The following is a 26,983-nucleotide window of genomic DNA, read 5'->3' as shown; positions in this document are numbered from 1 at the left end:
AAAAACTCATTTAAAGGGGCCTTTCCCAGTCTGATAACGCGCAAAATAAAGGAGACCGGGAGGGAAGGCCCGGCCCCCAAGGAAGGGCGTTTTTTATGAAATCTGAATCATTTATCCCTTAATACCATCTCGTTTCTTCCGGCGATATGCCTCGTCTTTCCATTTCAGGATGATGGTCATAGAATTCGGATTTGTTCTTGTACATTTTCTCATCCGCTCTCTGGAAGACATCCATGTAGCTGTTGTCCGTGCCGGGCACATAGCTTGCCATGCCGGCTGCGAGGACGACCTGGCCCGGGAGCTCACGGTAAGATTCGGAGTGGTCTCTCATTCTCTGCCGGAATCCGCGGATCATTTCGCCGCAGAGATCGGAAAGCTTGTTTTCCATGATGATGACAAATTCATCGCCGCCGATACGGTAGATTTCCGAGCGGGGGAATTCCTCCGTCAGGAGCTGGTAACCGTTCCTAATGAGGTGGTCGCCTGCTGCATGGCCCTGCGTGTCATTGACATGCTTCAGGTTATTGACGTCGAAGACCATGACAGAGAAGATAGCGGTGCCTTCGTTGATCTTGTCCCCGATTTCCGTGATGCGTTCGATATAGGAAGAACTGTTGCCGGCGCCTGTCAGCGTATCGGTATGGGACATCTTGAAAATGCGGCGGAGGATACTCGTCATCGTGAGGATCAGGATGGCGGAAATGGCTGCCGTCAGAAGGAATATCGTGTACGTCATGACATCCTGCTTGTAGTTCAGTTCCGCTTCCGGGACGAGGATGGCCAGACGGATGCCATTTTTGATCTGGCTGCTTTCCACGAAGACGCGGTTCTGGTGATCCGTGTAGCTCGTGGAGAGGCTGTCACGGGCGGGGTCCATGATCTTGTCGATTGTTTCCTGCGGGATATGGACAGAACGGTTGCCATCAAAGAGGAGATCTCCTCTCGGGCCGAAGAGAACGGCAAAGCCTGATTCATAAGCCGTCATGTTGTTGATGCGCTTGCAGAATTCATCGAAGTCGATATCTGCGCCGACGATGCTGATCAGGGTATCGCCCTTGTAAATCGGACGGACATAGGAAATACACTGGCCGCCCATCATCGTATTGTAGTAAGGAGGAAGCCAGGTCGGTTCCTTGCGGGAAACCGGCACGTAGTACCAGCCTACATGGTTCATGTCGTCTTCATCGAATTTATGCAGGTTGACCGGTGTCAGTTTGAGGACACTGATCCCGTCTGCCGAGCGTGCTACAGTGTAGCCTGCCTGCGGGTTATTCGTGAGTTCCGGGCTCAAGCGGTAGTAGAGGGAAGCAATCTTGAAATTCTCAGAGAGAAGATGGTAGCCAAGATTTTCCGTCTTGTCTTCGTAAGCGGAGAGGAATTCGGGATCTTTCAGGAGAGAAAGGTCGTCAGGGACGATGTCCGCATAGCTGGCGGTCAGTGCATTGACCGTCTGTGCCGTTACGCGCAGCGTATCATTCAGCTCTTCCATATCCGTCTGCTGGATGGACTTCATGATGGCGCGGTTATCATTGCTGCTGATTTCGCGGAAGGTGAAAGTGGAGATGCCGCCGATCAGCGCCGCTGCGAGCATGATGCCCATGACCAGTATGATGATCAAGTGCTTTTGCAGCTGTTTCATAGGCTCTCCTTTCCGCTTTCGCCGGCATTGAGATCCTCCAGCTGGCTTCTCGCTTCATCGAGGGCCTGCTGCGTTTCTTTCTGCCTGGATTCAGAGCGGTCCAGCGCTTCGATCGTTTTCTTGTGGCTGTCCTGCTCCTCATTGAGAGCATGCTTTGTCTTGCGTTCTTTATACTGCGCTTCTTCAAGCGCTTTCTGCGTTTCCTTCGCCTTGGCTTCGGAACGGTCCAGCACTTCGAGCGTCTTCTGGTGGTCGTCCTGCTGTTTCTTGAAAATACCCTTGTACTTGTCGAGCTTTTCCCTTGTCCTGCGTTCCTGGGACTGCGATTCCTCGAGTGCCTTGATGGTCCGTTTCTGTTCTGTCAGGGCAAAGCGCAGATCACGGTCGCTTTCAAGGTCCTGTACCTTGAAGAAATGCCAGAGGTAAAGGATCATGGTACCGATCGTTGCGCCGATATTGATAGAAGCAAAGGACGTGAACGCAAGCTGAAGGATGCCGGAAATGATGAGCACGCCGAAAACAGCTGCCAGGCAGCACCTGTCTTCCTTGATGATACGGTCACGGCGCTGATGGATTTTGTAGAGGCAGTGCCCATAAATGATAACAAGAATGCCGTAGAAGCAGAGGAATCCAGGACCTCTCAGGTAGTTATTGTGGATGTCGTAGAAATAGAAGAACCCGGTGAACTGCGTCACGCCGAGGAGCACAAGTCCGATGGCTGCCGCCGCTTCATTGAAGTAGAGCCAGACGGCAGAACGGACTCTCAGACGGGCATGGAGATAGTACGTGAATTCTACAGCAAAAACGAGCATCAGGACATAGACGGCAATATTGGCCGACTGTGAAATCCAGATGCCTAGCTCCGATTCATCCCCGCGGTAAAGGCAGGACATGCTGTCGCATGAAATCGTCAGCACATTCGTCAGGAGCAGAAGCCAGAGACGTTTTCCCGGCTTGTCATTTTCAGGGATCCTATGCGTCGTCAGGAGAGCGATGATGAGGGAAATGATGCACCCCCCAGAATTCCAGGCTGACCTGCAGGATGGTAGGAATAGATATATTGATAGACATATGAGATCCTTCTTGCAGTAAAGAATCCGAAGAACCCGTAGACCTGCGGATGCCGGTTCGTTCTTCGCATATGTACCTACACTAATTTTATCATGATTCATTATAAGTGTAAAATTATTTTAATAACTCTTTTATATTTAATTTATATTCTACAAAAGGTAAAATGGTATGAAAAAGCAGCGGATAGGATCGTAAAATAGGGAAATGGAAAGTACCGCAAAATGAAGGAAAATGGCGGATCTCAGGAGAATTTCGCAAAACCGGGCAGCTGATTTTCAGAAGTTTTTAGACCATTTGAAGAGGAATCAGCGGGGGAAGTGACAGGTGAAAATATAGATGCAGAGTATATACTAAAACTGCTATTTGTCCTGTAACAGACTGGCGAAATAGAAGGGGGGAGAAAGAGACAGAAAATGGAAAGTGAGTGATTTCCAAAAGAGTACCATTGTCTCTATGCCCATAGAGGCGATATAATATAGAAAAGGTTCGAAGGCTGTTGTATAAAACGGAGGCGGTAATGATGGAGTCCCTGACGAAACTCAATTGTCCCTGTTTAAGGGAAAAAGCAGTGAAAGCTATGTACAAAGGTATGAATTTGATGACAATTCCCTTGTCGCGCTGGGGACTGTCCCATGTGGAAATCCATGACGATGCTGACATCCTGGATATCGGATGCGGCGGAGGCAGGAATATCCAGCGCCTTCTCCGTGCAGCACCGAAAGGCCATGTGACAGGCATCGACCCGTCCGAGACAGCGGTATCCATGTCCTTTGCACTGAACCGCGAAGCCATTGCGGACGGACGCTGCGACGTCTATGAGGGAACGGCAGACATTCTCCCCTTCGGAGATAACCGCTTCGATCTCGTCATGGCATCGGAAACGATGTACTTCTGGAAGAATCCGGACGAATGCGTCAGGGAAATCCTCCGCGTACTGAAGCCGGGCGGCATTTTCCTTGCCGTCAATTCCAAAGGCGGCACCTGCCCCCTTGATGACATCTACGAGAAGATCATCCCGGGCATGAAAATTTTCCATCAGGAAGAACTCGAAGAACTTTTCCTGAATGCAGGTTTCCGCGACCTGGATACCGATTACAAACTGGGAGCCCTCGCTCTTACGGCTGTAAAGCCGATGACCAAGCTTGATGCAGTCAGGAAGAGACTCCTCCTCAAGGAACCGGCATCCTACGGAAAGATTGCCATCATGGCAGGCATCCTTGCGCTGATCGGCGTCGCTATCGCTGCTGGATCCAAGAAGAAAGAATAAAAGAATAAGTCATATAAGAGAGCCTATGGACGAGACCGTTCCAGGGCTCTCTTTTTTTGCCCTGAATGATCGTTTATGCGCAATATACTGCATAATATGCATATGAAGATTTTGGAAATTTACAAAATATGTATGCAATTTTATTCGATAAATACGAGTCATTTCCAAAATATATGCAGAAAATTCCAAAAAAGTTGAAAAAAATACAGTTTTGCCTATTGCGTAATTATACATTGCGTTGTATAATTATTTCATCTTCAGAAAAGCCCCCGTGAAGGGCCAGAGAAATTGTCTATTACTTATTTGGAAAGGCGGTCATCATTATGACAGATATCAATGGCGTTAAAAAAGTAGTTCTTGCTTATTCCGGCGGACTGGATACATCCGTTATCATTCCGTGGCTGAAAGAAAATTATGGCTGTGAAGTTATTGCCTGCACCGTAAACCTCGGGCAGCCGGAAGACTTCGATGCCATCCATGAAAAAGCACTGAAATCCGGTGCATCCGTCGCTGAAACCCTCGACGTTAGAAAAGAATTCATCGAAGAATACGCTTACAACGTACTGAAAGCTGACGGCATCTATGAAGGCAAGTACCTCCTGGGCACCTCCTTCGCTCGTCCGCTCATCGGCAAATGCCTCGTCGACATGGCCAAGAAATACGGCGCTGACGCTATCTGCCACGGCGCTACCGGCAAGGGCAATGACCAGGTTCGTTTCGAACTGACCATCAAAGCACTCGCTCCGCATATGAAGATCATCGCTCCCTGGAGAATCTGGGACATGAAGTCCAGAGAAGATGAAATGAAGTACGCTGAAGAACATGGCGTGCCGATCGACAAGTACGATGAAAAGCAGTCCGAAGAAGAAAAAGCTGCCCAGAAATACCCGTACTCCATGGACTGGAATATGTGGCACCTGTCCCATGAAGGCGACGATCTGGAAAACCCGGCAAACGCTCCTCACAAGGATATGTACCTCGTTACCTGCGATCCGGAAGACGCTCCTGACAAGCCGGAATTCGTTTCCATCGACTTCGAAGCGGGCGTACCGGTTGCTGTCAATGGCAAGAAGATGGACGGCGTCGAACTCGTCAACACACTGAATGCCATCGGCGCAAAGAACGGCGTAGGTATCAATGACCTCGTTGAAAACAGACTCGTAGGCATGAAATCCCGTGGCGTTTATGAAAACCCATGCGGATCCATCCTCTTCTACGCACACACCGAACTCGAAAGACTCTGCCTTGACCGCGCTACCTTCCACTTCAAGGAAGTCGCAGCTGTCAAATACAGCGAACTCGTATACGACGGCATGTGGTTTGCACCGCTCCGTGAAGCACTGCAGGCATTTGCCGACAAGACCTCTGAAACCGTCACCGGTACTGTCAAACTCCGTCTCTACAAGGGCAACATCATGAGCGCAGGCGCAACAAGCCCGTACTCCCTCTACAACGAAGAATTCGTAACCTTTGGTGAAGACGACGTTTACAACCAAGCTGATGCAGAAGGCTTCATCAACCTCTTCGGACTTCCGCTCACCATCAGAGCCCTGATGAAGGAGAAGAATGAAAAATGAGTGAAATGATGTGGGGAGGCCGCTTCACGAAAGCCGAGGAAAAGAATGCGCTGGATTTCAACGCCTCCATTTCCTACGACTGCCGGATGTACAGGGAAGATATCGCCGGATCGATCGCCCATGCGAAAATGCTGGCTGCTCACGGCATCATCTCCGCTGAAGATCAGGAAAAAATCACAGCGGGTCTCAAGAAAATCAAGAAACAGATCGATGAGGGACAGTTTGACTTCTCCATCGAACTCGAAGATATCCATATGAATATCGAAAAGCGGCTGACGGACGACATCGGCGATGCCGGTGCCCGCCTGCACACCGCAAGATCCAGAAACGACCAGTGCGCCCTGGATCTCCATATGTACATGAAGCGCCAGATCGGCCGTCTCTCTGAAAAGCTCATCGCTGTCGAGAGCGCGCTCCTCTCCGCCGCCGTCAAGTACAAGGACGTCATCATCCCGGGATATACCCATATGCAGCGTGCGCAGCCTGTCTACTTCGCGCACCACATGCTTGCATACTTTGCCATGCTCGAAAGAGACTTCAAACGCCTCGAAGACTGCTACGAAGCCTGCGACATGTCCCCGATCGGAGCATGCGCTCTGGCGGGTACAACCTATGACACCAATTCGCTCGAAGAAGCAGAGGACCTCCATTTCTCCTCCGTCTATGGAAACAGCCTGGATGCCGTCTCTGACAGAGACTACCTCCTGCAGTTCCTGTCCTTCGCATCCATCTGCGCCATGCACCTGTCCCGCCTGTCCGAAGAATTCATTTACTGGAGCACCAGCGAATTCCAGTTCATCGAACTCGACGACGGCTATTCCACAGGAAGCTCCATCATGCCCCAGAAGAAAAATCCGGACATGTGCGAACTCATCCGCGGAAAGACAGGCCGTGTCTACGGGCATCTCATCGGCCTTCTCACTGTCATGAAGGGCCTGCCGCTTGCCTATGACAAGGACATGCAGGAAGACAAGGAAGGCGTATTTGATGCCATCGACACGCTCTACTTTGCCCTCGACATCTATGCCGGCATGATTTCCACCATGACCGTCAATGGCGACAAGACACGCGAAGCCCTTGAACACGACTTCTCGAATGCCACCGACATGGCAGACTACCTTGCCAAGAAAGGACTTCCTTTCCGCCAGGCCCATGCTGTCGTCGGCAGCGCCGTCCATTACTGCATCGAACACCATAAGTACCTCCTGGATCTCACCATGGACGAATTCAAATCCATGAGCCCTCTCTTTGAGGAAGATATCCTGGAAGCACTGAAAATCGAAAACTGCGTCAACCTCCGTGAAAGCTACGGCGGCACCGGACGCAAGTCCATCGAAAGACAGGAAGCCCATGCCTCCGAAACCATCGCCAAGATGAAGGAAGCCTCCGCATCCTGGAAGGAAGAAATGGCTTTCCTGGACTAAGACGAAACCACGGCATTCCGCCTAGTATAGACAATTTCACACGGGAAAGGCTCTCCGAAGAGGGGAGCCTTTTCTGCTTTTATGCGGATTCCGGGGTCATGCATACTGAGGCTTATAGGACATTTCGTGTTGGTTTTAATGCCGATGGAACCCGTATTTATCGGGCTCCATCGGCATTTTAAGATTTTCAGTGATTCTTAAAGGGTGGACAAAACGTGTTGGTAAAAAGTCTCAGACACCTTGTAAATACGGGCTAAAATGGTATTTTATCTTTCCTGGGAAATGAATTATTTTCTAGGAGGTTATTTTATGAAAGAAGTTAGATGTCGTTATTGTGGTTTTACCTGCTACAAATATGGAAAAACACGGGCAGGAACACAACGCTGGAAGTGCCGAGAATGTGGGAATGTATTTACTTTTCCTATTAATCGTGATGCGAAGGATTTCAGTATGTTTCTTGATTGGTTATTCAGCAAGGATACACAGAAGGATATGACAGGTGAAGGGCGTAATTTCCGAAGAAAAACAGCGAAATTTTGGGATATCTGGGCCATGCCGCCGAAGATTGAAGAGCCGAGGGAAACTGTATATGTTGATGGCATTTATCTTGCCAGAAAAGCCTGCATTCTGATCCGTTGTGATGAGCATCATGTATTAGGATGGTATTTATGTAGATATGAACGTGCTTTTGCCTGGGAAGCCCTGATGAGTCGTATTGCTGAACCACGTATAGTCGTTTCTGACGGTGGTCCGGGTTTCCAAAAGGCATTAAAAAAAGTCTGGCCAAATGCCAGACTGCAGCGCTGCATATTTCATGTATTTTGCCAGGTACGACGTTACACAACGACTCGTCCAAGAACCCTTGCCGGTGCCCAGCTGTATATGCTTGCCAGGGATTTGTTGGAGATAAAAACTCTTAAAAAAGCAGAAAAATGGGTAAGCCGATTTGAATCTTGGACAATGAAGCATAAGGAATTTCTAAAAGAAATGACAATGGACGATAGAGGCGTAATGCGACACACCCACGAACGCCTCATAAAGGCAAAAACATCGCTCATTAGTCTGATAAAATCCGGGAATCTTTTCACCTATCTGAAAGAGGCTGATGAATTCCCAAGTCCTTATCCGGCGACAAATAATCTCATAGAGGGCGGTGTAAATGCACAGCTTCGAGCGATGCTCAGAAACCATCGTGGATTATTCGTTGAAAGACGAATAAAAGCGGTTTTCTGGTGGTGTTACATGCACTCACCGAAACCGCTTTCACTCTCAGAAATACTCAAGGTTATGCCGACCGATAAAAGCATTTCTATTATCTATAATAGCATAAGCTCACAACAAAGACTGGCAGATTCAATCCCAGCTTGGGGTGATGCCATAATGTGGGACGAATTACATAATTCTGGATTTAATCCCAGTCATGGCTGGGATTAATTACCAACACGTTTTGTCCTATGACCCCATACTGAAATCATATCGAAAAAAGTTGTTATGAAATCCCTCTTCTTGGTATAATACTTGGTATAATATATGTATATTAAATAAAGAAAGAACCAGATCGGGGGAAATGTATGACGATACTCAAAGAAGATTTTGATAAAGAATACGAGAAATCGAAGACCAAAGTCACCGTCGAAGAATACGAAAAGCTGTCGTCCAAGCTGCTTTTCGAGATCATCCGCCACGATGGGGAGAAGGAACTCGAGCGCCATTCCGGGCCGCTCTTCTTCTCTGCGCTGGCAGCCGGCATCATGGTCTCCTTCTCCTTTTACTTCCGCGCCGTCCTTGCCATGTACGCAGGCACTGCGCCTTATGCGGATGCCATCAGCGGCATCGGCTACACGACAGGCTTCCTCATCGTGATCCTGGGCCGCCTGCAGCTCTTCACCGAGCACACGATCACGGCCGTCATCCCGCTCTGGGAGCATCCGTCCTGGTACAGGCTCATGCGGATCCTTCGTCTCTGGGCGATCGTCCTCGGTTCGAACATGGTCGGCACCTTCATTGCCGCGCTCTTCATGACCTCGCCGTACTTTGCAGGAAATGAAATATCCACGTCGCTTGGCATCGTCGCCGGCCACGTCATGCACTTCTCGGCAGGGGAGAATATCTTCCGCGGCATTCCGGCCGGCATGCTCATCGCGGCAATCGTCTGGATGCTGCCGATGTCCCGCGGATTTTCCTTCTTCACCATACTAACCTTTACCTACTTCATCGCCATCGGGGGATTTGCGCATGTCGTCGTCGGGTCAGGGGAGGCGGCCTATGCCGTCCTGACAGGCGCTTCTACCGTTTCAGACTACTTCTTCCGCTTCCTCATTCCGACAGGACTTGGAAATATCATAGGCGGTACAGGCATATTTACACTCCTTGTCTCTGCACAGGTCAAATTCGGCCATGAATAAAAGATAAAAATAAACATAAAAGAAAACATAAAAAGGGATGCGTTCAGTGAATACGAACGTGTTCCTTTTATGCGTCCATTAGATAAAAGACGAATTTTAAAAAGTTACAGAACAAATTATTTTGTATAAGACTTATCGAGGAATTTAATTTGCAAACATACATGTTATAAATGAATTTTTGCAAAAATACGATAAAATCGGGTATTGGCAAGGTCAAAATTGTAAAAAACATGCAATTTAATTCATGCATTGTAGTCTATGTTATAGACTACAATGCATGAATTAGGCCTCAAACATGTATTATTCACGATATGATTTATGGGGTATACTCAGGGCGAATTCAAGAGAAACGTTTCTTTTACAAAGCCGGGGAGTGAATCTCCTCAAGGTTGTTACACAGAAAATGTGGAAAGGGAATTACTATGATTAATTTGGAAGATTTCTTAGCCGTTGGCCAGAATGCTATTGCCCGCAGAGTTGTTCAGCAGTCCGACTGCGCTGATAACTACGAAAACGATTTCAAGGGACTTCTTTCTACCCCTCGTCTGATTCACTGGGCACTCGATGCTTCCATCGAAGCTATCGATCCGTACCTCCCAGATGACTATGCATCCATCAGCTTGGGCGTCAGCTTCGTTCATACCGCTCCGACAAGCATCGGCATGACCGTTACCGTACATGCTGCTATCATTGCCATCACTGATCACGACGTAACACTCGACGTCAAAGCATGGGATGAACAGGGCGAAATCGCTCACGGCACACACAGACGTGCCATTGTCCTGAAAGAAGACGTACTGAAGAAAGTTGAAGAAAGAGCACGTCTCCTCATGATCCGTCAGGCAAATGAACAGATAAAGGAGATGAACTAATATGACAATGATTCCAGATACGCTGGAAGGTGCACTCCTTCTCTCCGCTATCGACTTCGTTCTTTCATTCGTATTCATCTCATTTATCGGAGTAATCCTCCACTTCTTCCCGCTTCTGAACAAGCTCGGCGAAGTAAAAGAAAGGAGAGACTAATAACATGGATATGGGTCAGCTTTTAGCAGCTCTCCTCACAGAACTTCTTCATCAGACAGACCTCCTGGGCCTGACTCTTGGAAATCTCATTATGATCACCGCGGGATGCATCCTGCTTTACCTTGGTATTGTAAAGAAGTACGAACCATTCCTTCTGGTCGGCATCGGCTTCTCTTGTATCGTCGTCAACGCTGGCGGTTCTTCCCTGACTAATCCTGGTGGCCTCTTCTATTTTGCGTATCAGGGCGTAGAACAGCTGATTCTTCCTCCGCTCATTTTCCTGGGCGTAGGCGCAATGACTGACTTTGGTCCTATGATCGCAAACCCGAGCCTTGTTATCCTTGGCGCAGCTGCCCACCTCGGCATCTTCGTTGCCCTGATCGGCGCTAACTGCCTCGGCTTCAACCTTGGCGAAGCTGCTTCCATCGGCATCATCGGCGGCGCAGACGGCCCGATGGCTATCTACACCACCATGAAACTGGCTCCACATCTTCTTCCTCAGATTTCCGTTGCAGCATACTCCTACATGGCACTGATGCCTCTCATCCAGCCGCCAATCATGAAGATGCTCACCAACTCTGACGAAAGAAAGATCATGATGAAACAGCCGCGTTATGTATCCCGTCTTGAAAAGATTGCATTCCCGATCGTTATCGGCGTCATCGTTAACATTTTCCTGCCGCCAGTTGCTCCGCTGATCACCATGCTCATGCTCGGCAACCTGCTTCGTGAATGCCTCGTTGTTACAAAACTGGCTGAAACAGCATCCAACACACTTCTCAACATCGTAACTATGGTTCTGACCGTTGCAATCGGCTCCACGATGGCAGCAGGAACCTTCCTGACCTACAAGACAGTCCTCATCATTTTCCTCGGTCTCGTTGCATTTGCATTCGGCACAGCATCCGGCGTTGTATGCGCTAAGATCATGTGCAAACTCTCCCACGGCAAGATCAACCCGCTCATCGGTTCCGCAGGCATCGCTTCCGTTCCGATCGCAGCTCGTGTATCCCACCTCGTTGGCCAGAGAGAATCCAGAAGCGTATTCCTTCTGATGCACGCTATGGGCCCGAACCTGGCAGGCGTATTTGGTACAGCTATTTCCGGCGGTATCATGCTCGCACTCCTCGGAGGCTGAGTCTAAGGCTGTAAATGCTGGTCTTCCCACCAGCTTGGCATAAAAAAGATGTGAAATCCCGATACCAGATTTCACATCTTTTTTTTATGCCCGAAGGAAATAGTGATGGGGCGATATGGAGGCGCATAAAACAGCTTTTTTCTAACCCCTCCTATGCCCAGCTTTAGCAGAGCACTTCAGTTATAGCTGTCCCGTTAGAGGAAGGAGTATGGCAGGGATGGGATTACATAAGGTTTCAAACAAATAAAAGCGGAGCTTTTTCTTTTATTCCATGCGAAGCTGTCCCCGTTAGGGGAAGGAGTATGGTAGGGATGGGGTTATATAAGGTTTCAAACAAATAAGAGCTGAGCTCTTTCTTTTATTCTTTGTGAGGCTGTCCCCGTCAGGAAAAAGTGGATCGTATACCGATTGACACTATATTAATATCAGTGCTGGCTCAATTGTTTTGCACGGGCCGAAAGGGGTTCATTTCCAGCAACGCGAAGCATCCTTTAATCCTTCCCGATACCACAAATATATCCTCCAGCCGAATATAACTGCACAAAAACGCACAAAAAAAGGATGTGAATGACAACTGATCATTCACATCTTTTTATAGTTAATTATCTTTTCGGCGGAAGGCCCGCGTATTCTCTGGCAAAGTCAGCAAAGTTTTCCTTGATATAATTCTTCAGCAGTTCAGCTGGCGGAGAGAGTTTTTCACCCTTCTTCCAGGAAAGGGAAATGTATCTCTGGCAGTTCGGGGAAGCAATCGGGACAAGTGCTACATGGTCGCCGCCTACGCCGTGCCAGGTGATTCTCGGAGCGAAGGAAACGCCGAGGCCTGCGCGGATGAATTCACGGACTGTCGTCGGGCTGTCGCTTTCAAGGACGACATGGGGGACGAAGCCTGCCATGCGGCAGTAGAAGTCTGTGATCGTACGAAGGCTTGCGCCTGCTTCCAAAGAGATGAAGCCTGCCTTTTCGAATTCGTCCAGATTGACAGATGGTCTCTTGGCATGCGGATCGGTATCAGGCATAGCCAGCATGATATCTTCCTTCAGGAGAGTGACAGAATGGTCATTCTCGATCGGATTGATCGAAGAAGAAAGAGAGAGGTCGACGTGCGTCTGATTCGTCTGGCCCGGCTTGTTATGCTGCTGCAGGATTTCGAAGCGGATATCCGGATGTTCCTGACGGAAACGGGTGAGGAAAGCCGGGATGATCATGGAAGCAGCAAAAAGCGAGATCGTGACGGTCAGCTTCTGTGCTTCCTTCGTGTCGGCCAGTTCCTTCTGTGCGCCGTTCAGTTCCTGCATGATGCGGTTCGTGTGGCGGAGAAGGATTTCACCATAACGCGTGAGGACGATATTGCGCCCGCTTCTGGAGAAAAGCGGCACGCCCAGCTCGGTCTCGAGCACTTTGATCGTGTGGGAGAGGGACGGCTGTGAAATATGAAGTGCCTCTGCAGCTTTCGTCAGGTGCTGCAGCTCGGCGGTTTTCTGGAAATAGCTCAGAGCGAGGAGTGTTAATTTCATGGGACCCTCCTAGGTTCAGGTATGGAAATGAATAAAAAAAGCATCTGATTACTTTGTCCCTAATTATACCTGTTTATCTATCAATAATCAATGAATAAGGTATTATATGCATTATAAGTCAACTATCATGCAGATTTATTACTTGCACGTCAAGTTGATGAAATTTTCTCGATTCGAAACGATATCCATCAATAAAATCATTCATTTGACTATGAATTCCGCCACATATGGGTGAATAAGGGAAGATAAGCGAGAAATTCGCTTCTCACGGCGTCCCATCGCGTTTTATAGATAGAAAAGGGCTGAGAATGCCCATGAGGGGATTTTCCCTGCGCCTCATAATGTATACGCTTGTCTTTTCATCATGGAAGGGAAATGGAGGTCTTGCTCCCTCATCGTGAAAAATGCCGGAAAACACTGTATTTTGCGGCATTTCCTCCTATATCGTCCTGGATGAAATCCTGTTTCTAGTATGCTATTTTTACATGCATTCCTTTTATTATTGACATTCCGCCGAATCAGTGCAAAAATGGAATACATGCTGAATATATTATAAAGATAAAAGGAGAAAGAAATGGAATTTTTTATTGATACCGCTGATGTCGAAGCCATTCGCAAAGCCAATGACATGGGATTCATTTCCGGCGTAACGACGAACCCGTCCCTGATCGCCAAGGAAGGAAAGGACTTCCATGCAGTCATTAAGGAAATCGCCTCCATCGTGGACGGCCCTATTTCCGCTGAAGTGCTCGCTGATGACGCAGAAGGAATGATTGCAGAAGGACAGGTCCTCGCAGGCCTTGATCCGCATGTAGTTGTCAAAGTACCGATGACCCCGGAAGGCATGAAAGCCGTCAAAGGTCTGAAGAAACTTGGCATCCGCACAAACGTTACCCTCGTCTTCTCTGCTAACCAGGCACTGCTTGCAGCACGCGCAGGCGCATCCTTCGTCAGCCCGTTCGTTGGCCGCATCGATGACATCGGCTGGGACGGCGTGGAACTCATTCAGACCATCTCTGAAATCTTTGAAATCCACGACATCGATACAAAGATCATTGCTGCTTCCATCAGAAAGCCGCAGCACATCTCCCAGTGCGCACTCGCAGGCGCTGACATTGCTACCGTTCCGTTCCAGGTACTCATGGATGCCATGAAACACCCGCTGACAGACAACGGCATTGCACGCTTCAAAGCTGACTGGGCTGCTGCCAATATGAAATAAGAATGATAGAAAAAGGCTCCTCAACCGGGGTCTTTTTTTATTGCCCGAAACGGGTTGGGGAAGGGTGCATCGATGAAGTATAATAGAAGAAGAATCCCAGTATTTTCGAGGGAAATACGCGGCCAGTCCGCAAATCAGGGGAGGAATCATGAATATAAACTTTAATCTAGGGCAGCGCTACCGCTATCCGTCCAGAAGAAGCGTCGTCTTCGGAAACTGCGGCATGGTTGCTACGGCATCCCAGCTCGCAGCCGGCGCAGGCATGGACATGCTGAAAGCAGGCGGCAACGCCGTCGACGCAGCGATTGCGACAGCCATCTGCCTGACCGTTGTAGAACCGGTGTCCAATGGCATCGGAAGCGATGCTTTTGCCATCATCTGGATGAAGGATCATCTCTATGGATTAAACAGCAGCGGCTTTGCCCCAGGTGCTATCAGTGCAGACATCGTAAGAGGCATGGGGCACACGGAAATGCCGATCCGCGGCTGGCTTCCCGTCACCGTGCCGGGCGCGCCTGCCGCATGGAGAGAACTCTCCCGCCGCTTCGGGCGCCTTCCCTTCAGGAAACTCTTCGAACCGGCCATCGGATACGCCAGGTACGGCTATGCCATTTCGCCCTTCGTTGCTCACGAGTGGGAGCAGGAGAGGAAAGCCCTTTCCGTCTATGCAGAAGATCCTGCCTTTTCCGGCTGGTTCGATACCTTCCTTAATGCAGGAAGAGCGCCGCGTCCGGGCGAAATCGTCCGCCTGAAGGACCATGCCGATACGCTGGAAGAAATCGCAGAATCCGAGACGGCTGCTCTCTATGCAGGATGCATTGCAGACATCATCGATGCCTTTGCCAGAGAGACCGGCGGGTACCTTCGGAAAGAAGACCTCTCCGCATGGAATCCGGAATGGGTCGATCCCGTCAGCATCAATTACAGAGGCTATGACGTATGGGAACTTCCTCCGAACGGCCATGGCATCGTGCCTCTCATGGCGCTCAACATCCTCAAAGGATACGATTTCACGGAAAGAGACACCGTAGAGACACTGCACCGCCAGTTCGAAGCCATGAAGCTTGCCTATGCGGACGGCAAGAAATACATCACCGAGCCATCCTGCATGACAAGGACCGTAGAAGAACTCCTCTCTGACCGCTATGCCGAAGAAAGAAGATCCCTCATCGGAGAAACGGCAAGGGAACCTGAAGCCGGCGATCCCAGATGCGGCGGCACCGTTTACCTTTCCACGGCAGACGGCGAAGGAAACATGGTTTCCTTTATCCAGAGCAACTACAACTACTTTGGAAGCGGCATCGTCATCCCTGGGACCGGCATTGCTCTTCAGGATAGAGGCGCCAACTTCAGCCTGGACGAAAACCATGACAACTGCCTGGCACCGAGGAAACGCACCTACCATACAATCATCCCCGGCTTCCTTACAAAAGAGGGAAGAGCCGTTGGACCCTTTGGCGTCATGGGAGGCTTCATGCAGCCGCAGGGCCATCTGCAAGTCATCACAAATACACTCGACTTCGGCATGAACCCGCAGGAGGCCCTCGACTGTCCGCGCTGGCAGTGGGTCGGCGGGAAATCATTCCAGGTCGAAAGAGGCTTTGATCCATACCTGGTAGAACAGCTCCGGAAACGCGGCCATGACATCATCATCAAAGATGACCTGCAGGGCTTCGGACGCGGAGAAATGATCTGGAGAAATGAAGAAGGCGTCCTCATGGGCGCTACAGAACCAAGAGCCGACGGCACCGTCGCTGCCTGGTAAAGGAGGAATTATGAAAAAGAAGAAAATCCTGAAACCCATGACCAAGAAAGAACGCATCGAAGCTGTTATCCTTGGTGAACACGTCGACCGCATTCCCTATTCCCTCTGGTCGCACCTGCCCGGCATCGATCTCGATCCTGTAGCCAATGCAGAACATACCTATGATTTCTACAAGACTTACGACGTGGACATCCTGAAAACCATGAACAATGGCATGTACAGCGTCGAGGACTACGGCGTCAAAGTCGACTACTCCGAAATAGAAAAAGGCGGCGTAGCCAAGAGCGTCGACACACCCGTCAAGACTCCTGAAGACTGGGAAAAAGTCACATCTGTCTCCGTCAATGAAGGCGCCCTGGCCCGCGAGCAGAAATACCTGCGTCTCCTCCTTGATAAGACACAGGGAGAAGTCCCCGTCGTATTCACCATCTTCAGCCCGCTCACCACAGCATCCAAGCTTTGCCCTGACATGATGAAGCACATCCAGGAAGGCCACGGAGAACGCGTAAAAAAGGCCCTTACAGCCATTACCGAGACGACATGCGCACTTGTTCAACGCGTCATCGAAATGGGCGCTGACGGCATCTTTTTCGCCACACAGCTCTCTTCCTATGCCAAGACAGAAGAGTCCTTCTACAAAGAATACGGCATGCCCTATGACCTCGCCGTCCTCTCCGCCTCCTCCGGCTGGTGCAACGTCCTCCACGCCCACGGCCCGGACATCATGTTCCCGCTTTTAAGGAAATACCCTGTCCAGATTTTCAACTGGCACGCATGGGAATCCCTTCCGGAAATCGGCGAAGCGGCCCTCCTGACAGGCAAATGCCTCATGGCAGGCCTCGAACGCATGGACATCACAGAAGGCCATAAGAACGAAATAGAAAGACAAATCTACGAAACCCTTCGCCAGACAGGAGGAAGAAGAATCATCGTCTCCCCGGGCTGCGTCATCCGCTACCCCCTGGACCGTGAAATGCTCTCCTTCGTCAGAAAAGCAAAAGAAGAAATAGAAGAGAAAATGTTCCCGAAACCCAAGATGAAATAAGAGGGGAAAGGAAATGAAAAGGCAGCCGACGGCTGCCTTTTTCAATGAAGAATTTGATAATAGCGGAAGAAGCTGTACAGGAAGGTTTTGACCTGCCCCAACGGGGAAGAATGGCGCGGATGCGGCAGAAAGGGGTGCAGTTCTGCGCGATCTTATCGCGGTTGTACGGTTTTTCATGACTTCTGACTGGATGATTGCTAAACATCACAACCAGCCTGCGGCTGGGGACATGCTGTATCTGTTTACAGTTTTCCCTCCGGCTCAAGCCCAGATATCATTCCTTAATCCGCCCACAAAAAATCTCCGCATTTCTGCGGAGATTTTCACGTTCAATTATTTCTTGATTGGCGGATAGGTTTCCATACGCGGAGCGCTGTAGCGGAGCTTTGGAGAAACGATGAAGTAAATCAGGAGACCCATAGCTGTTACGAAGGCGCCTTCCAGAATGACAGACCAGCCGCAGCCGTATACTGCGTATACGCTGTAGATGCCGCCGACGATAGCTGCCATGTTGGCAAGTTTTGCTTTGTCATGCGGAATCATTTCTACCTTCTGGAGATCAGCGACAGCTGCCATAGCCAGGAGGTAAGGAATCAGGTTGATCATGACAGCCAAGTTGATGAGTACGTTGAACTGCTTAAGCAGGGTCGGGCTCATGGTGGAGAGAGTCATGACGATCTGGATAGCTACCAGAGTACCGATAGCTGCATATGGAGAACGGAAACGGTTTACAGTGGAAAAGAACTTCGGGAAGAGTCCGATGGAGGAAGCTTCTCTAGCTACTTCAGAAACGGTGAACTGCCAAGCGGTCAGGGATACGAAGCAGGAGCAGACGAGCATGCAGGAAACGATGTAGCCTGCGGTTGGTCCGAACATGGTAGCGTATGCAAGGCCGAAAGGAGCATTGGCATTCATCAGTTCAGTGTAAGGAACGAGGCCGCCGATGATAGCGGTGGAAGTGGTGTAGCAAGCGCCTGCGAGCAGTGTGCCTGCAAGAACAGCGATCGGAACATTCTTTTCCGGATTTTCAACAGTGTCGGAGTTAGCGCATGCAGTTTCAAGACCAAGGAAAGCCCAGAGGATGACTGCGATGGATTGCTTCATTGTTTCGTAGAAAGGAAGATCTCCCGGGTTCCAAGCCTGTACATAGACGTCAGGGCTGAAGAAGAATGCACCTGCGAAAAGCAGGCCGATGACCGGGGTTACGACGCACATAACGCCCAGGGTGGAGAACTTGCCGAAATTCTTAGGTCCTACGAGGCTGATCGTAGCAGCGGCCAGAAGGACGCCGATTGTAGCCAGGCAGACTTCAACCGGATCAAGGTTGAAACCGAAAACATAAGAACCGTAGCTGACAACGCCGCTTGCAATAGCAACGTTGGCGATGATCAGAGAAATCGTGTAGCAGAAGTTGGAGAGGAAATTGCCGGCTCTCCCGAAGCGGTATTCTGCGTAACCGCCCATGCCTCCTACCTTTTTCGTGTACATCCCGCACTTAGAGAAAGCGTAAGCGAGAAAAGTTGCACCGATGGAGGCAAGAATCCATGCGAAAATAGAGACCGTCCCGATTTCAGCCAGCGTAGCTGGAAGAAGAATAATACCGGAACCCATCATGTTGATGGCAGTGACTGTCGTTAACTGGACGACTCCCATTTTTTTGCTCTTAGACAAGGTTGTTCCCTTCTTTCTTTTGTTGCTTCCATAATCAGAGGGAATCCTCTGACAGGGGGAAAAAGTTGTCCCGGAATGAACCGGATGATGCTGTCGTGAAATCATCAAGGCATGCATGAACCCCATTTGCTTTCATTATGGTGAAAGAAACAGGGTGAAAAAGAAAACCATCTGACGCAGACCGCCAGGCGCTGCTCTACTGCACTTCTGCAGGGCGCGGTGAATTTTTATTTACTGAAATATACCACAGATGAAGGGGTATGACAAGACCTTTTTTAAAACTTTTTTGTAAAGTTTTTGAACACAAAGTACCACGGACTTTTGAGAACTTTGAAGGAAAAACGAGGAAAACGGAAGAAAACGCTAGCCATCACGGATTGGCATGGATTGGCATTATAAATCAATATGTATCCATTTTTGCGACATAGAAATGCAGAAAATCTCAGAATGCCCATTTTATGGCGCATTTCAGCTTTTGACCTCAAATTTCATAGTATCTATATGTAAATAATTATGCAATGTACAAAATAAAAATACACAATGTTGTATACTGCCTAAAATCCATTTAGCCCCTCAGCGCCTGAAAACGCCTAAAATGCCCCCAAATAACCCCACAGAGCAAAATTTCAAATTTTAAATGAGAAAAAAGAAGATAAAATGAGAATAAAAGTTTTTTTGCTATCATAGGTAAAGAATTATTTTATATAAAAATTTCCTAGTCTGCCTCAAAGAAATCCCCACTTTTTACAGAGAGAAAAATCGAAAGAAAACAGGAAATCAATAAAATGAAAAACGAAGAAAAACGCACGCCATCATCCTCTATCCATATCTATCCCGGAAATTTACAGGAAATTCAGGAAATTTAAGGGTACTCACCGACCCGAAATTGACCGCAGCCCACCCCAGATCCCCGCCAGTCCCATAGAATCAGCCAAAAAAGAAGCAAAAGGGAGGAGAGAGGCAGCCTTGGGTTAAGGGTGTTTGACCTTGCCTCGTAGAGGAAGGTGTCGCCGAAGGCGACGGATGAAGTTCATTTCCCACGAGCGCAGCTCGGTTGTTTGGTTTAAACTTGCCTTCCCAGACGGGGAAGGGAGTATGGGATGGGGTACGAAAGGTCCGAAACAAATCAGAGCTGAGCTCTTTCTTTTATTCCGCGTGAAGCTGTCCCCGTCAGGGTAAAGTGGCGCGCATGCGCCGAAAGGGGTTCATTTTCTAAAAGAGTTGGATCGGGTTGATTTCTTTCAAGGTGCAGCGCGGTCGTATTATTTTCTTTCTCCATCCCATAAATTTCCAAACGATCAGGATACCATTTAAAATTGAAAGAGCATTTTTAGCAAGCACTGTCCCTTCCAAATTTCCATCCTTCTCTATAATGTACTAATTATATTAATAATATATATCCTTATATATAAAGAATCTCAAAGACTTTTGAAACCTTCTCGCGATATTTCCCGATTTCCATTGACATGACTTTTTATTCTGCTATATACTATGAAATATGCCCTTACGCAGGGCGTCTTGTTTGTGTTTAAGAAATACTTAAGAAAAGAGGCAAATTGTCATGGCAGAAATGCAGAAGACCCTGATTACCAAAGAAGGCCTTGAAAAGATGCAGAAGGAGCTGGAAGACCTTCGCACCACGAAACGTGCGGAAGTAGCCCAGCGTTTGAAGGAAGCCATTGCAATGGGCGACCTTTCAGAAAACTCCGAATATGATGAAGCAAAGAATGCCCAGGCATTCCTGGAAGGCCGTATCGTTCAGTTGGAACAGCAGATCCGTACCGCTCAGATCATCGTCAAAGGCAAAAAGAACCGCATTGACGTTGGTTCTACCGTTACCATCGAAGATATGGAAGAATACGTAAAAGAAACCGTTACCATCGTCGGCAGCGCTGAATCCAACCCATTCGAAGGCCGCATCTCCAATGAATCCCCGGTAGGCCGTGCCCTCGTAGGCGCTAAAGCTGGAGACATCGTTGAAGCAGACGCTCCGAACAGCGTAATCAAGTACAAAGTCATCAGCATCGACGACTAAGATCCTGATGAAGAAATAAACTAGTTGAAAGGAATTTCTAATGGCAGAGAATAATCAGAACAAGAACGTACAGACCAGCGGCCCGAAGCTGAATGACCAGATGATCGTTCGCCGTGAGAAGCTGGACAAGATTCGTGCTCTTGGCGTTGAACCATACGGTGAAAAGTTTGAATGGGACCACCATGCAGCTGATATCCGTGCAAACGCAGAAGAACTTGAAAAGAATGAAACCACGGTCCGCATCGCCGGCCGCATCATGATCCGCCGCGGCGCAGGCAAGGCAGCATTTGCAGTCCTCCGCGACCAGACAGGCGACATCCAGTTATACTTCAGAAAAGACGTCCTCTCCGAAAAGGAATGGGACCTCTGGAAGCTCGTCGACATGGGCGATATCCTTGGCATCGAAGGCGTCGTATTCACCACACATACCGGTGAACTCACCGTCCGCGTACACCACTTCACCATGCTGTCCAAATCCCTCCGTCCGCTGCCGGAAAAATGGCACGGCCTGACTGACAAGGAACAGCGTTATCGCCAGAGATACCTCGACCTCATGGTCAATCCTGAAGTCCGCACCACATTCGTCAAGAGAGCAGCCATGATGGCAGCTATCCGCAAATGGTACACCGACCACGGATTCCTCGAAGTCGAAACCCCGGTTCTCCAGCCACTCTATGGCGGCGCAAACGCAAAGCCATTCACCACCCATTTCAATGCACTCGACATGACCATGTACCTGCGCATTGCACCGGAACTCTACCTGAAGAGACTCCTCGTGGGCGGCTATGAAAGAATTTTCGAAATCACCAGAAACTTCAGAAACGAAGGCATGGATACCCGTCACAACCCGGAATTCACAGCCATCGAAACATACCAGGCATACGGCGACATCGAAGACGTCATTAAACAGACAGAAGAAATCGTCGAAGCCTGCGCACTCGCATCCTACGGCACAACCAAAGTCACCTATGAAGGCACCGAAATCGACGTCAAAGGCCCGTGGCCAAGACTCACCATGGCTGGCGCTGTCAAGAAATACACAGGTGAAGACTTCGATGCATGCGAAACCATCGAAGACGCTCGCAAGATTGCTGACAAACTCCATGTAGAATACGGCGAATTCGACGGATTCGGCAAGATCCTCTCCGCTTGCTTCGATGAATACGTAGAAGCAAAACTGATCCAGCCAGTTCACATTACTGAACACCCGATCGAAGTATCCCCGCTTTCCAAACTCGATCCGAAGGACCCGAGATACACCATCCGCTTCGAATCCTATATCTACGGCCGCGAACTCGCAAACGGCTTCTCCGAATTAAACGACCCGATCGATCAGAGAAAACGTTTCGAAATGCAGGTAGAAGAAAGAGCACACGGCGACGACGAAGCTCATCCGATCGATGAAGACTTCCTCACCGCCCTCGAATACGGCATGCCTCCTACAGGCGGCCTCGGCATCGGCCTTGATCGTCTCTTCATGCTCATGACCGACTCCTCCAGCATCCGCGACATCATCCTCTTCCCGGCTATGAAACCGGAAACCGCACAGGAAAAAGCAAACGCGAAAGCTGCTGAAGAAGCTGCCATGGCAGAAACAGGCAACGATGGATTTTTCAAGCCGAACAGCGAAATCGACTTCTCCAAAGCCAAAGTAGAACCACTCTTCACAGACTATGTAGACTTCGATACATTCAGCAAATCTGACTTCAGAGCAGTCAAAGTCAAGAGCTGCGAAGCCGTCAAGAAATCCAAGAAACTCCTGAAATTCGTTCTCGACGACGGCACAGGCACCGACCGCATCATCCTCTCCGGCATCCATGCATTCTATGAACCGGAAGAACTCGTTGGCAAGACCCTCATCGCGATTGTCAACCTGCCACCGAGAGCTATGATGGGCATCGACTCCTGCGGCATGCTCCTCTCTGCCATCCATGAAGAAGAAGGCGAAGAAAAACTCCACCTCCTCATGGTCGACAACCACATCCCGGCAGGCGCAAAACTCTACTAATCAACAATGAAAAAGCGTTCTTTCCAGAAATGGAAAGACGCTTTTTTTCATTGGGAAATTGGGGAAAAGCGAGGGCGGCGAGATTTAGCTGTCCCCGTTAGGGGAAGGAGTATGTAGGGATGGGGTTACATAAGGTTCCAAACAAATAAGAGTTGAATTCTTTCTTTTATTCCTTGCGAGTCTGCCTCCTTCGGGGGAAGTGGCCATTATACCAATGATTACATATGAAATCACAGAAATGTTTGTGTTATTTCCATAATGGCCGAAAGGGGTGCAGTTTTAAGTAAAGCCATTCCTCTCACGCAGAAAGGGGTTAATTACCATCAGCCGCAGGCTGGTTGTACGGTTTTATCCATCAATACTTCTTTTGTGAGTTTTTAAAGTCTCCACTTTCTATTTCCTCATTCCTCCGTCCACAAACCTACACACTGCAAGATACGGTGCGTTTTTGCTCCTATGCTTATACGGAAGAACCTGCTTTTTGTGCAGATTTATTTAAAAATTTAAATAAATCGTCATAATAATGACGTGCATGTATATTTTTGATAAAATAAGCGTATAAGGTCATGCCTCTTCGGATTTTCGGGGGAAAATCTTGGAAGAGAATTTTTAAATCTGGAGGAAATGATCTATGAAAGTGAATATTACGGGGGATAACGAATTCCAAGGCAGGAGGATCATGCCTCCGCCCTGGATGGTCTGCCCATATATCCGACGCTCATCCGTCGGCTGGAGGACAGGCTTCGGCGGAGCTTATGCAGAAAAGTTCCAGACATGGCTCAAAATGATGACGCCAAAGGAAAAGAAAGTCTATCGGGAAATGTTCCCGGAACGCATCACCTGGAAAGGCTGGTGGGACGGAGAAGATAAAACCGAACTTCTGCGTTACAAGAATTACTCGACCTGCGCATGGCGCGAAGGCGGCAAGCCCAAGTACACCAGGGCGCAGCTCATCAAAGAATGGGAAGAAGGAAACAGGCGGCCTTTCTGTTACTTCTGGGACCATGATGAAAAAGACGGCACGCTGACGCAGTCCTGCCTCAGCCAGTGGTATCCGTCCAAATTTTCCGTCGGCATCTATCAATACAACTGCATGGAGCAGTACATGATGGCCGAAAAAGCAGACCTTTTCAGCGATGAAAAAGTCAGGGAAAAGATATTTGAAAGCGACGACCCGGCTGTCATTCAGGCCCTCGGCCGCACTGTCATTTACCTGAAACAGGACGTCTGGGACGAATTCAAGCACTCGATTGTCGTCAACGGCAACTGGCGCAAATTCACACAGAACAAGAAACTGCGTGATTTTCTCCTTTCCACAGGAGAGAACATCATCGTGGAAGCAAGCCCGTATGACACCATCTGGGGCATCGGCGCATCCGCCTACGACGAAGAAGCAAGAGATCCGCGCGACTGGAAAGGCGAGAACATGCTCGGCTTTGCACTGATGGAAGTCAGGGATGAACTCCGCCGAGTCTACCGCTGCGAAAGCTCCTGCGACTGGACCTATGCCAAAAAGAAATCCCCGGGAAAGAACAGCTAATTTCATATGAACTTTAAAAGCCGGGCAAACTGAATACGCTGCCCGGCTTTTCTTATCCAATGGTAAAGAATGCCTCTGCTGCCAGAGCGATAGAATCATCATGAACAAAAACGATAGAATCATCATGAACAAAAACGATGGAAATCAATGACGAGGGGGCTTTCATCTGATAGAATGAATATATACAGGATAACAATCCTGGGAACAAGGAGGACTCAGTCATGCGCTGTGGCAAATATAGAGAAGGCGTGATCCTGAATGAATCCAGAATGAAAATGGCTGTTTTCATGGAGGACAGAAAAATCCAGCTTACAGAATGGGAAGGGCCCGACGGCTGTATTTCCACAAAGCGTGTCGCTGTGGAAAAGATGCAGGTAGGCTTCTGCTATCGCACGAAACCCGCCGGAGAATGGGACAGCGGCTGGCGCTTCATGGCAGGCGATGAAAGCCATGAGTACATGGACAAACCGGAAAACTCCGGCATCTACAAACTCATCACCATCGTTTCCATCGATCCCGACGTCCTCCCGCTCCTGAAAGCCCCCTGCGGCTCTGCCTTCGAGCGTGACGAAAAAGGCATATTTCATCAAGTTGACGACTGGCATTTGGAATAAAGAGGAAGATCATGAAGAAAAATAATGAAGAACAGGATAGGGACCTGGAAGCCGCTGTAAATCTTATCAAACATATTAGGAACTTCTATGAGGCGATTCCTCCAGTGATGCAGCAGATGTGTACGGAGGCAATTCTTGATGCTGCCGGCGAGATGCAGGAAAATGGAGATTTGAAACCTGCCATGGCCGAACTGGAATATCTTCCGCCAAGCCTTCATACCGGAGAGATAGATCTGCTTTTGGCAAAAATTTACAGTCAAATTGGAAGCTTTGATAATCCCGATCATCCGAAATTCCGCAAAAGGGCCATCACAATCATGCAGCGCCATGCGGATGAAATGAAAAAGGATTATGATTGGAATCTTTTCATGGGGCACCTCTACGCCCTTACCTTCCAGGATGAGAAAGCACTTCCCTATCTGAATCAGGCACTGAAGCTTTACCCGAAAGGCGGAGATACTATATCTAAGAGTGATATCCGTGAAATGATCAAAGGTTCGAAATTGAATATAAAGCTGCTCAAAATGGGAGAAGACATCGGAGATATCGGCGAATACGATTTCGAGGATGATCCTGAGGAAAAGCCATTCACCGACCTCGGCAGTCTGACATATGAAGAAATACGGAAAACATATGAAGGAATATCAGCAGGATTATCTGCGATGCCTGATCCCTATAGCTCTGACGACTCTGGCAGTCTCGATGATGATGACGAAGATTACGATGATGATGACGATTTAATTGATATCAATGACTCCTTCGTTAAGCGCGCAGAGGATTTCTGGAAAGTATTCAAGAAAAATGAAAATGCAATTATTGACGCAATAGAAAAAGGGCCGGTCGGAACCGGTGAATTCCCGGGGTTAAAAGCCATGGAAAACGTCAGGGATGCATCATGGGAACTGGGTTTCCTCCCCAGAATCAACGTCGGTAAAAGCGTAAATGGGAAGGGCAAGAAGTATGATCTCTACCTGCGCTTATTCGGCAGACCTTACATTCTCTACGCAATGAAATGCATCAAAGACCATGCACCAAAATCGGTCACAAAGAAATGGAATATCCATGTCGGCAGGAAAATAGAAAAAGACGGAGCCATTGATGACGGGACAGTTCATGTACCGTGGAATGAAATCAATATTTCTGTAGAAGAGATGCAGCTTCCTGACAATAATACCTACTACGACATCACAATTGATAATAAATTGGAAAACGTGGTCAAAAATGACGCACCGGATCTGGCTGTAGATGCCCTTATGAGAGCCATAGGAGATTATGCCTTTGAGGAAAATATCAACAGCTTTTCATTTCAGAAACTTCCCGAAAAAGGAATCCGCATGACTCTGGCAGATCTTCCGGACTTTCTCCGAAAAGAAGGAAAAGAAATTGATGTCGACCCGGAAGAGGAACTGAGGGAAGAGCGCCCCTATACACGAGAACCAGACATCAATGATGAAGACGGATGGAGAGGCGACATCTTTGCAGGCACAGCACGCTGCAAAGAATTGGTCACATCCTACGAATTTGGTGAAGACGGCAACCTGGACGACTTGTTGGACCTCCCTGTAGCACCAGTTTTCCTCTGCATACCCACAAAAGACATACAAGAAGACCTCGTACCCGATACACTCTTCAACGTCAGAGAAACCATTGAGGACCTCATAGGTAAGAACGGCACAGTCATGGGCGTGGCCACAGGCCTTCACCACATCTACATCGACCTCATCCTCTGGGATATCAGAAAAGCACTTGAGGCTATCATCCCCGCCCTTCAGAACAGCGACCTTCCGGAAGTAATCCTGAACCCCTTCTCTCAAAACGTGGACGGATTCTATATCAAAGAACCCAAAAAAGCTGAACCAGCCAAAATCATTCCATTCAGAAAAGGCAAAAAATAAATAAGAATCACAAAGAGCTGTGACGAAATGATCCTGCATTTTGTCACGGCTTTTTTGCTGCAGGAAATTAACGCCAGTCAGGAAAAGTCCCAGCGGAAGTCAAACTCGCCTTCCCAGACGGGGA

At 48.8% G+C, this 26,983-nt stretch carries 22 protein-coding genes; 16 read left to right on the top strand and 6 right to left on the bottom strand.

All coding sequences use genetic code 11. From position 1 onward, the window contains the following. Positions 1–118: 118 nt before the first annotated feature. Together Dia5BBH33_RS07170 and Dia5BBH33_RS07165 are read right to left on the bottom strand one after the other, a co-directional pair. Positions 119–1,639 carry a sensor domain-containing diguanylate cyclase gene (locus Dia5BBH33_RS07170; protein WP_143332643.1) on the bottom strand — a complete coding sequence of 507 codons (1,521 nt, stop codon included), beginning with the start codon at positions 1,637–1,639 and terminating at the stop codon, positions 119–121. Beyond that, complete coding sequence (locus Dia5BBH33_RS07165; RefSeq protein WP_143332642.1) at positions 1,636–2,556, bottom strand: hypothetical protein; 921 nt, start codon at positions 2,554–2,556, stop codon at positions 1,636–1,638. The genes Dia5BBH33_RS07170 and Dia5BBH33_RS07165 overlap by 4 nt, the downstream gene beginning before the upstream one ends. Before the next feature lie 743 nt (positions 2,557–3,299). Here Dia5BBH33_RS07165 and Dia5BBH33_RS07160 point away from each other — a divergent pair. The 8 genes from Dia5BBH33_RS07160 to Dia5BBH33_RS07125 all read left to right on the top strand — a co-directional run bounded on the left by Dia5BBH33_RS07160 (position 3,300) and on the right by Dia5BBH33_RS07125 (position 11,547). Next, positions 3,300–3,977, top strand: coding sequence for a class I SAM-dependent methyltransferase (locus Dia5BBH33_RS07160; protein WP_157952100.1), 678 nt, complete (start codon positions 3,300–3,302; stop codon positions 3,975–3,977). A 332-nt stretch (positions 3,978–4,309) separates the two neighbouring features. Then, the gene (locus Dia5BBH33_RS07155; protein WP_370797057.1) at positions 4,310–5,554 is read left to right on the top strand and encodes an argininosuccinate synthase; all 1,245 of its coding nucleotides are present in this window, start codon (positions 4,310–4,312) and stop codon (positions 5,552–5,554) included. Next, positions 5,551–6,978, top strand: a complete 1,428-nt coding sequence (argH, locus tag Dia5BBH33_RS07150) for an argininosuccinate lyase (protein WP_143332641.1) — start codon at positions 5,551–5,553, stop codon at positions 6,976–6,978. The genes Dia5BBH33_RS07155 and argH overlap by 4 nt, the downstream gene beginning before the upstream one ends. A gap of 309 nt (positions 6,979–7,287) precedes the next feature. After that, complete coding sequence (locus Dia5BBH33_RS07145) at positions 7,288–8,412, top strand: IS1249 family transposase (RefSeq protein WP_143332640.1); 1,125 nt, start codon at positions 7,288–7,290, stop codon at positions 8,410–8,412. A 137-nt stretch (positions 8,413–8,549) separates the two neighbouring features. Continuing rightward, positions 8,550–9,383, top strand: coding sequence for a formate/nitrite transporter family protein (locus tag Dia5BBH33_RS07140; RefSeq protein ID WP_108850749.1), 834 nt, complete (start codon positions 8,550–8,552; stop codon positions 9,381–9,383). 422 nt (positions 9,384–9,805) lie between these two features. Next, positions 9,806–10,255 carry a thioesterase family protein gene (locus Dia5BBH33_RS07135; protein WP_022382264.1) on the top strand — a complete coding sequence of 150 codons (450 nt, stop codon included), beginning with the start codon at positions 9,806–9,808 and terminating at the stop codon, positions 10,253–10,255. A gap of 1 nt (position 10,256) precedes the next feature. Then, on the top strand, positions 10,257–10,409 hold the full coding sequence (locus tag Dia5BBH33_RS07130; RefSeq protein ID WP_022382263.1) for a hypothetical protein: 153 nt from the start codon (positions 10,257–10,259) through the stop codon (positions 10,407–10,409). A 4-nt stretch (positions 10,410–10,413) separates the two neighbouring features. Next, entirely contained in the window at positions 10,414–11,547 is a 1,134-nt protein-coding gene (locus tag Dia5BBH33_RS07125) for a sodium ion-translocating decarboxylase subunit beta (protein WP_198419598.1), read from the top strand. A gap of 602 nt (positions 11,548–12,149) precedes the next feature. On the opposite strand, the gene Dia5BBH33_RS07120 is transcribed toward Dia5BBH33_RS07125, so the two are convergent. After that, on the bottom strand, positions 12,150–13,064 hold the full coding sequence (locus Dia5BBH33_RS07120) for a LysR family transcriptional regulator (protein ID WP_022382706.1): 915 nt from the start codon (positions 13,062–13,064) through the stop codon (positions 12,150–12,152). 574 nt (positions 13,065–13,638) lie between these two features. Between Dia5BBH33_RS07120 and fsa the strand changes: the two genes are divergently transcribed. From fsa to Dia5BBH33_RS07105, 3 genes are all read left to right on the top strand, one after another. Continuing rightward, positions 13,639–14,286: a fructose-6-phosphate aldolase gene (fsa, locus tag Dia5BBH33_RS07115; protein ID WP_022382707.1), complete on the top strand. Its 648-nt coding sequence runs from the start codon at positions 13,639–13,641 to the stop codon at positions 14,284–14,286. Between the two features lie 148 nt (positions 14,287–14,434). Further along, positions 14,435–16,051, top strand: a complete 1,617-nt coding sequence (locus Dia5BBH33_RS07110; protein ID WP_143332639.1) for a gamma-glutamyltransferase family protein — start codon at positions 14,435–14,437, stop codon at positions 16,049–16,051. Between the two features lie 10 nt (positions 16,052–16,061). Further along, positions 16,062–17,096, top strand: coding sequence for a uroporphyrinogen decarboxylase family protein (locus tag Dia5BBH33_RS07105; RefSeq protein ID WP_197710322.1), 1,035 nt, complete (start codon positions 16,062–16,064; stop codon positions 17,094–17,096). A 333-nt stretch (positions 17,097–17,429) separates the two neighbouring features. On the opposite strand, the gene potE is transcribed toward Dia5BBH33_RS07105, so the two are convergent. After that, positions 17,430–18,767, bottom strand: coding sequence for a putrescine-ornithine antiporter (gene potE / locus Dia5BBH33_RS07100; RefSeq protein WP_022382897.1), 1,338 nt, complete (start codon positions 18,765–18,767; stop codon positions 17,430–17,432). 1,126 nt (positions 18,768–19,893) lie between these two features. After that, complete coding sequence (locus tag Dia5BBH33_RS11045; protein WP_162501774.1) at positions 19,894–20,046, bottom strand: hypothetical protein; 153 nt, start codon at positions 20,044–20,046, stop codon at positions 19,894–19,896. 282 nt (positions 20,047–20,328) lie between these two features. On the opposite strand from Dia5BBH33_RS11045, the gene greA reads away from it, so the two are divergent. The 3 genes from greA (at position 20,329) to Dia5BBH33_RS07085 (ending at position 24,350) form a co-directional block, all read left to right on the top strand. Beyond that, a complete protein-coding gene (gene greA / locus Dia5BBH33_RS07095; RefSeq protein ID WP_108850752.1) occupies positions 20,329–20,802 on the top strand; it encodes a transcription elongation factor GreA in 474 nt (157 codons plus the stop codon). A 40-nt stretch (positions 20,803–20,842) separates the two neighbouring features. Beyond that, complete coding sequence (gene lysS / locus Dia5BBH33_RS07090) at positions 20,843–22,810, top strand: lysine--tRNA ligase (RefSeq protein WP_108850753.1); 1,968 nt, start codon at positions 20,843–20,845, stop codon at positions 22,808–22,810. 631 nt (positions 22,811–23,441) lie between these two features. Next, a complete protein-coding gene (locus Dia5BBH33_RS07085; protein ID WP_143332638.1) occupies positions 23,442–24,350 on the top strand; it encodes an NADAR family protein in 909 nt (302 codons plus the stop codon). Between the two features lie 52 nt (positions 24,351–24,402). Here Dia5BBH33_RS07085 and Dia5BBH33_RS11040 read toward each other — a convergent pair whose 3' ends face one another. After that, positions 24,403–24,546, bottom strand: a complete 144-nt coding sequence (locus Dia5BBH33_RS11040; protein WP_157952101.1) for a hypothetical protein — start codon at positions 24,544–24,546, stop codon at positions 24,403–24,405. 25 nt (positions 24,547–24,571) lie between these two features. On the opposite strand from Dia5BBH33_RS11040, the gene Dia5BBH33_RS07080 reads away from it, so the two are divergent. Continuing rightward, on the top strand, positions 24,572–24,964 hold the full coding sequence (locus tag Dia5BBH33_RS07080; protein ID WP_022382891.1) for a DUF2185 domain-containing protein: 393 nt from the start codon (positions 24,572–24,574) through the stop codon (positions 24,962–24,964). Positions 24,965–24,975: 11 nt separating this feature from the next. After that, a complete protein-coding gene (locus tag Dia5BBH33_RS07075) occupies positions 24,976–26,859 on the top strand; it encodes a hypothetical protein (RefSeq protein ID WP_143332637.1) in 1,884 nt (627 codons plus the stop codon). The last annotated feature ends 124 nt before the right edge of the window (positions 26,860–26,983 follow it).

This window comes from Dialister hominis (assembly GCF_007164725.1).
Taxonomy (GTDB): domain Bacteria; phylum Bacillota; class Negativicutes; order Veillonellales; family Dialisteraceae; genus Dialister; species Dialister hominis.
The sequence above is the reverse complement of the archived record's forward strand: the minus strand, read 5'-3'. Positions and strand labels throughout refer to the sequence as shown.

Excerpts from the sequence above, each read along its gene's own strand:
- Dia5BBH33_RS07170 (WP_143332643.1), bottom strand. The coding sequence starts at position 1,639 with ATGAAACAGCTGCAAAAGCACTTGATCATCATACTGGTCATGGGCATC.
- Dia5BBH33_RS07160 (WP_157952100.1), top strand. The coding sequence starts at position 3,300 with ATGAATTTGATGACAATTCCCTTGTCGCGCTGGGGACTGTCCCATGTG.
- argH (WP_143332641.1), top strand. The coding sequence starts at position 5,551 with ATGAGTGAAATGATGTGGGGAGGCCGCTTCACGAAAGCCGAGGAAAAG.
- Dia5BBH33_RS07145 (WP_143332640.1), top strand. The coding sequence starts at position 7,288 with ATGAAAGAAGTTAGATGTCGTTATTGTGGTTTTACCTGCTACAAATAT.
- Dia5BBH33_RS07140 (WP_108850749.1), top strand. The coding sequence starts at position 8,550 with ATGACGATACTCAAAGAAGATTTTGATAAAGAATACGAGAAATCGAAG.
- Dia5BBH33_RS07135 (WP_022382264.1), top strand. The coding sequence starts at position 9,806 with ATGATTAATTTGGAAGATTTCTTAGCCGTTGGCCAGAATGCTATTGCC.
- Dia5BBH33_RS07130 (WP_022382263.1), top strand. The coding sequence starts at position 10,257 with ATGACAATGATTCCAGATACGCTGGAAGGTGCACTCCTTCTCTCCGCT.
- Dia5BBH33_RS07125 (WP_198419598.1), top strand. The coding sequence starts at position 10,414 with ATGGATATGGGTCAGCTTTTAGCAGCTCTCCTCACAGAACTTCTTCAT.
- Dia5BBH33_RS07120 (WP_022382706.1), bottom strand. The coding sequence starts at position 13,064 with ATGAAATTAACACTCCTCGCTCTGAGCTATTTCCAGAAAACCGCCGAG.
- fsa (WP_022382707.1), top strand. The coding sequence starts at position 13,639 with ATGGAATTTTTTATTGATACCGCTGATGTCGAAGCCATTCGCAAAGCC.
- Dia5BBH33_RS07110 (WP_143332639.1), top strand. The coding sequence starts at position 14,435 with ATGAATATAAACTTTAATCTAGGGCAGCGCTACCGCTATCCGTCCAGA.
- Dia5BBH33_RS07105 (WP_197710322.1), top strand. The coding sequence starts at position 16,062 with ATGAAAAAGAAGAAAATCCTGAAACCCATGACCAAGAAAGAACGCATC.
- Dia5BBH33_RS11045 (WP_162501774.1), bottom strand. The coding sequence starts at position 20,046 with ATGGAGAAAGAAAATAATACGACCGCGCTGCACCTTGAAAGAAATCAA.
- greA (WP_108850752.1), top strand. The coding sequence starts at position 20,329 with ATGGCAGAAATGCAGAAGACCCTGATTACCAAAGAAGGCCTTGAAAAG.
- lysS (WP_108850753.1), top strand. The coding sequence starts at position 20,843 with ATGGCAGAGAATAATCAGAACAAGAACGTACAGACCAGCGGCCCGAAG.
- Dia5BBH33_RS07085 (WP_143332638.1), top strand. The coding sequence starts at position 23,442 with ATGAAAGTGAATATTACGGGGGATAACGAATTCCAAGGCAGGAGGATC.
- Dia5BBH33_RS07080 (WP_022382891.1), top strand. The coding sequence starts at position 24,572 with ATGCGCTGTGGCAAATATAGAGAAGGCGTGATCCTGAATGAATCCAGA.
- Dia5BBH33_RS07075 (WP_143332637.1), top strand. The coding sequence starts at position 24,976 with ATGAAGAAAAATAATGAAGAACAGGATAGGGACCTGGAAGCCGCTGTA.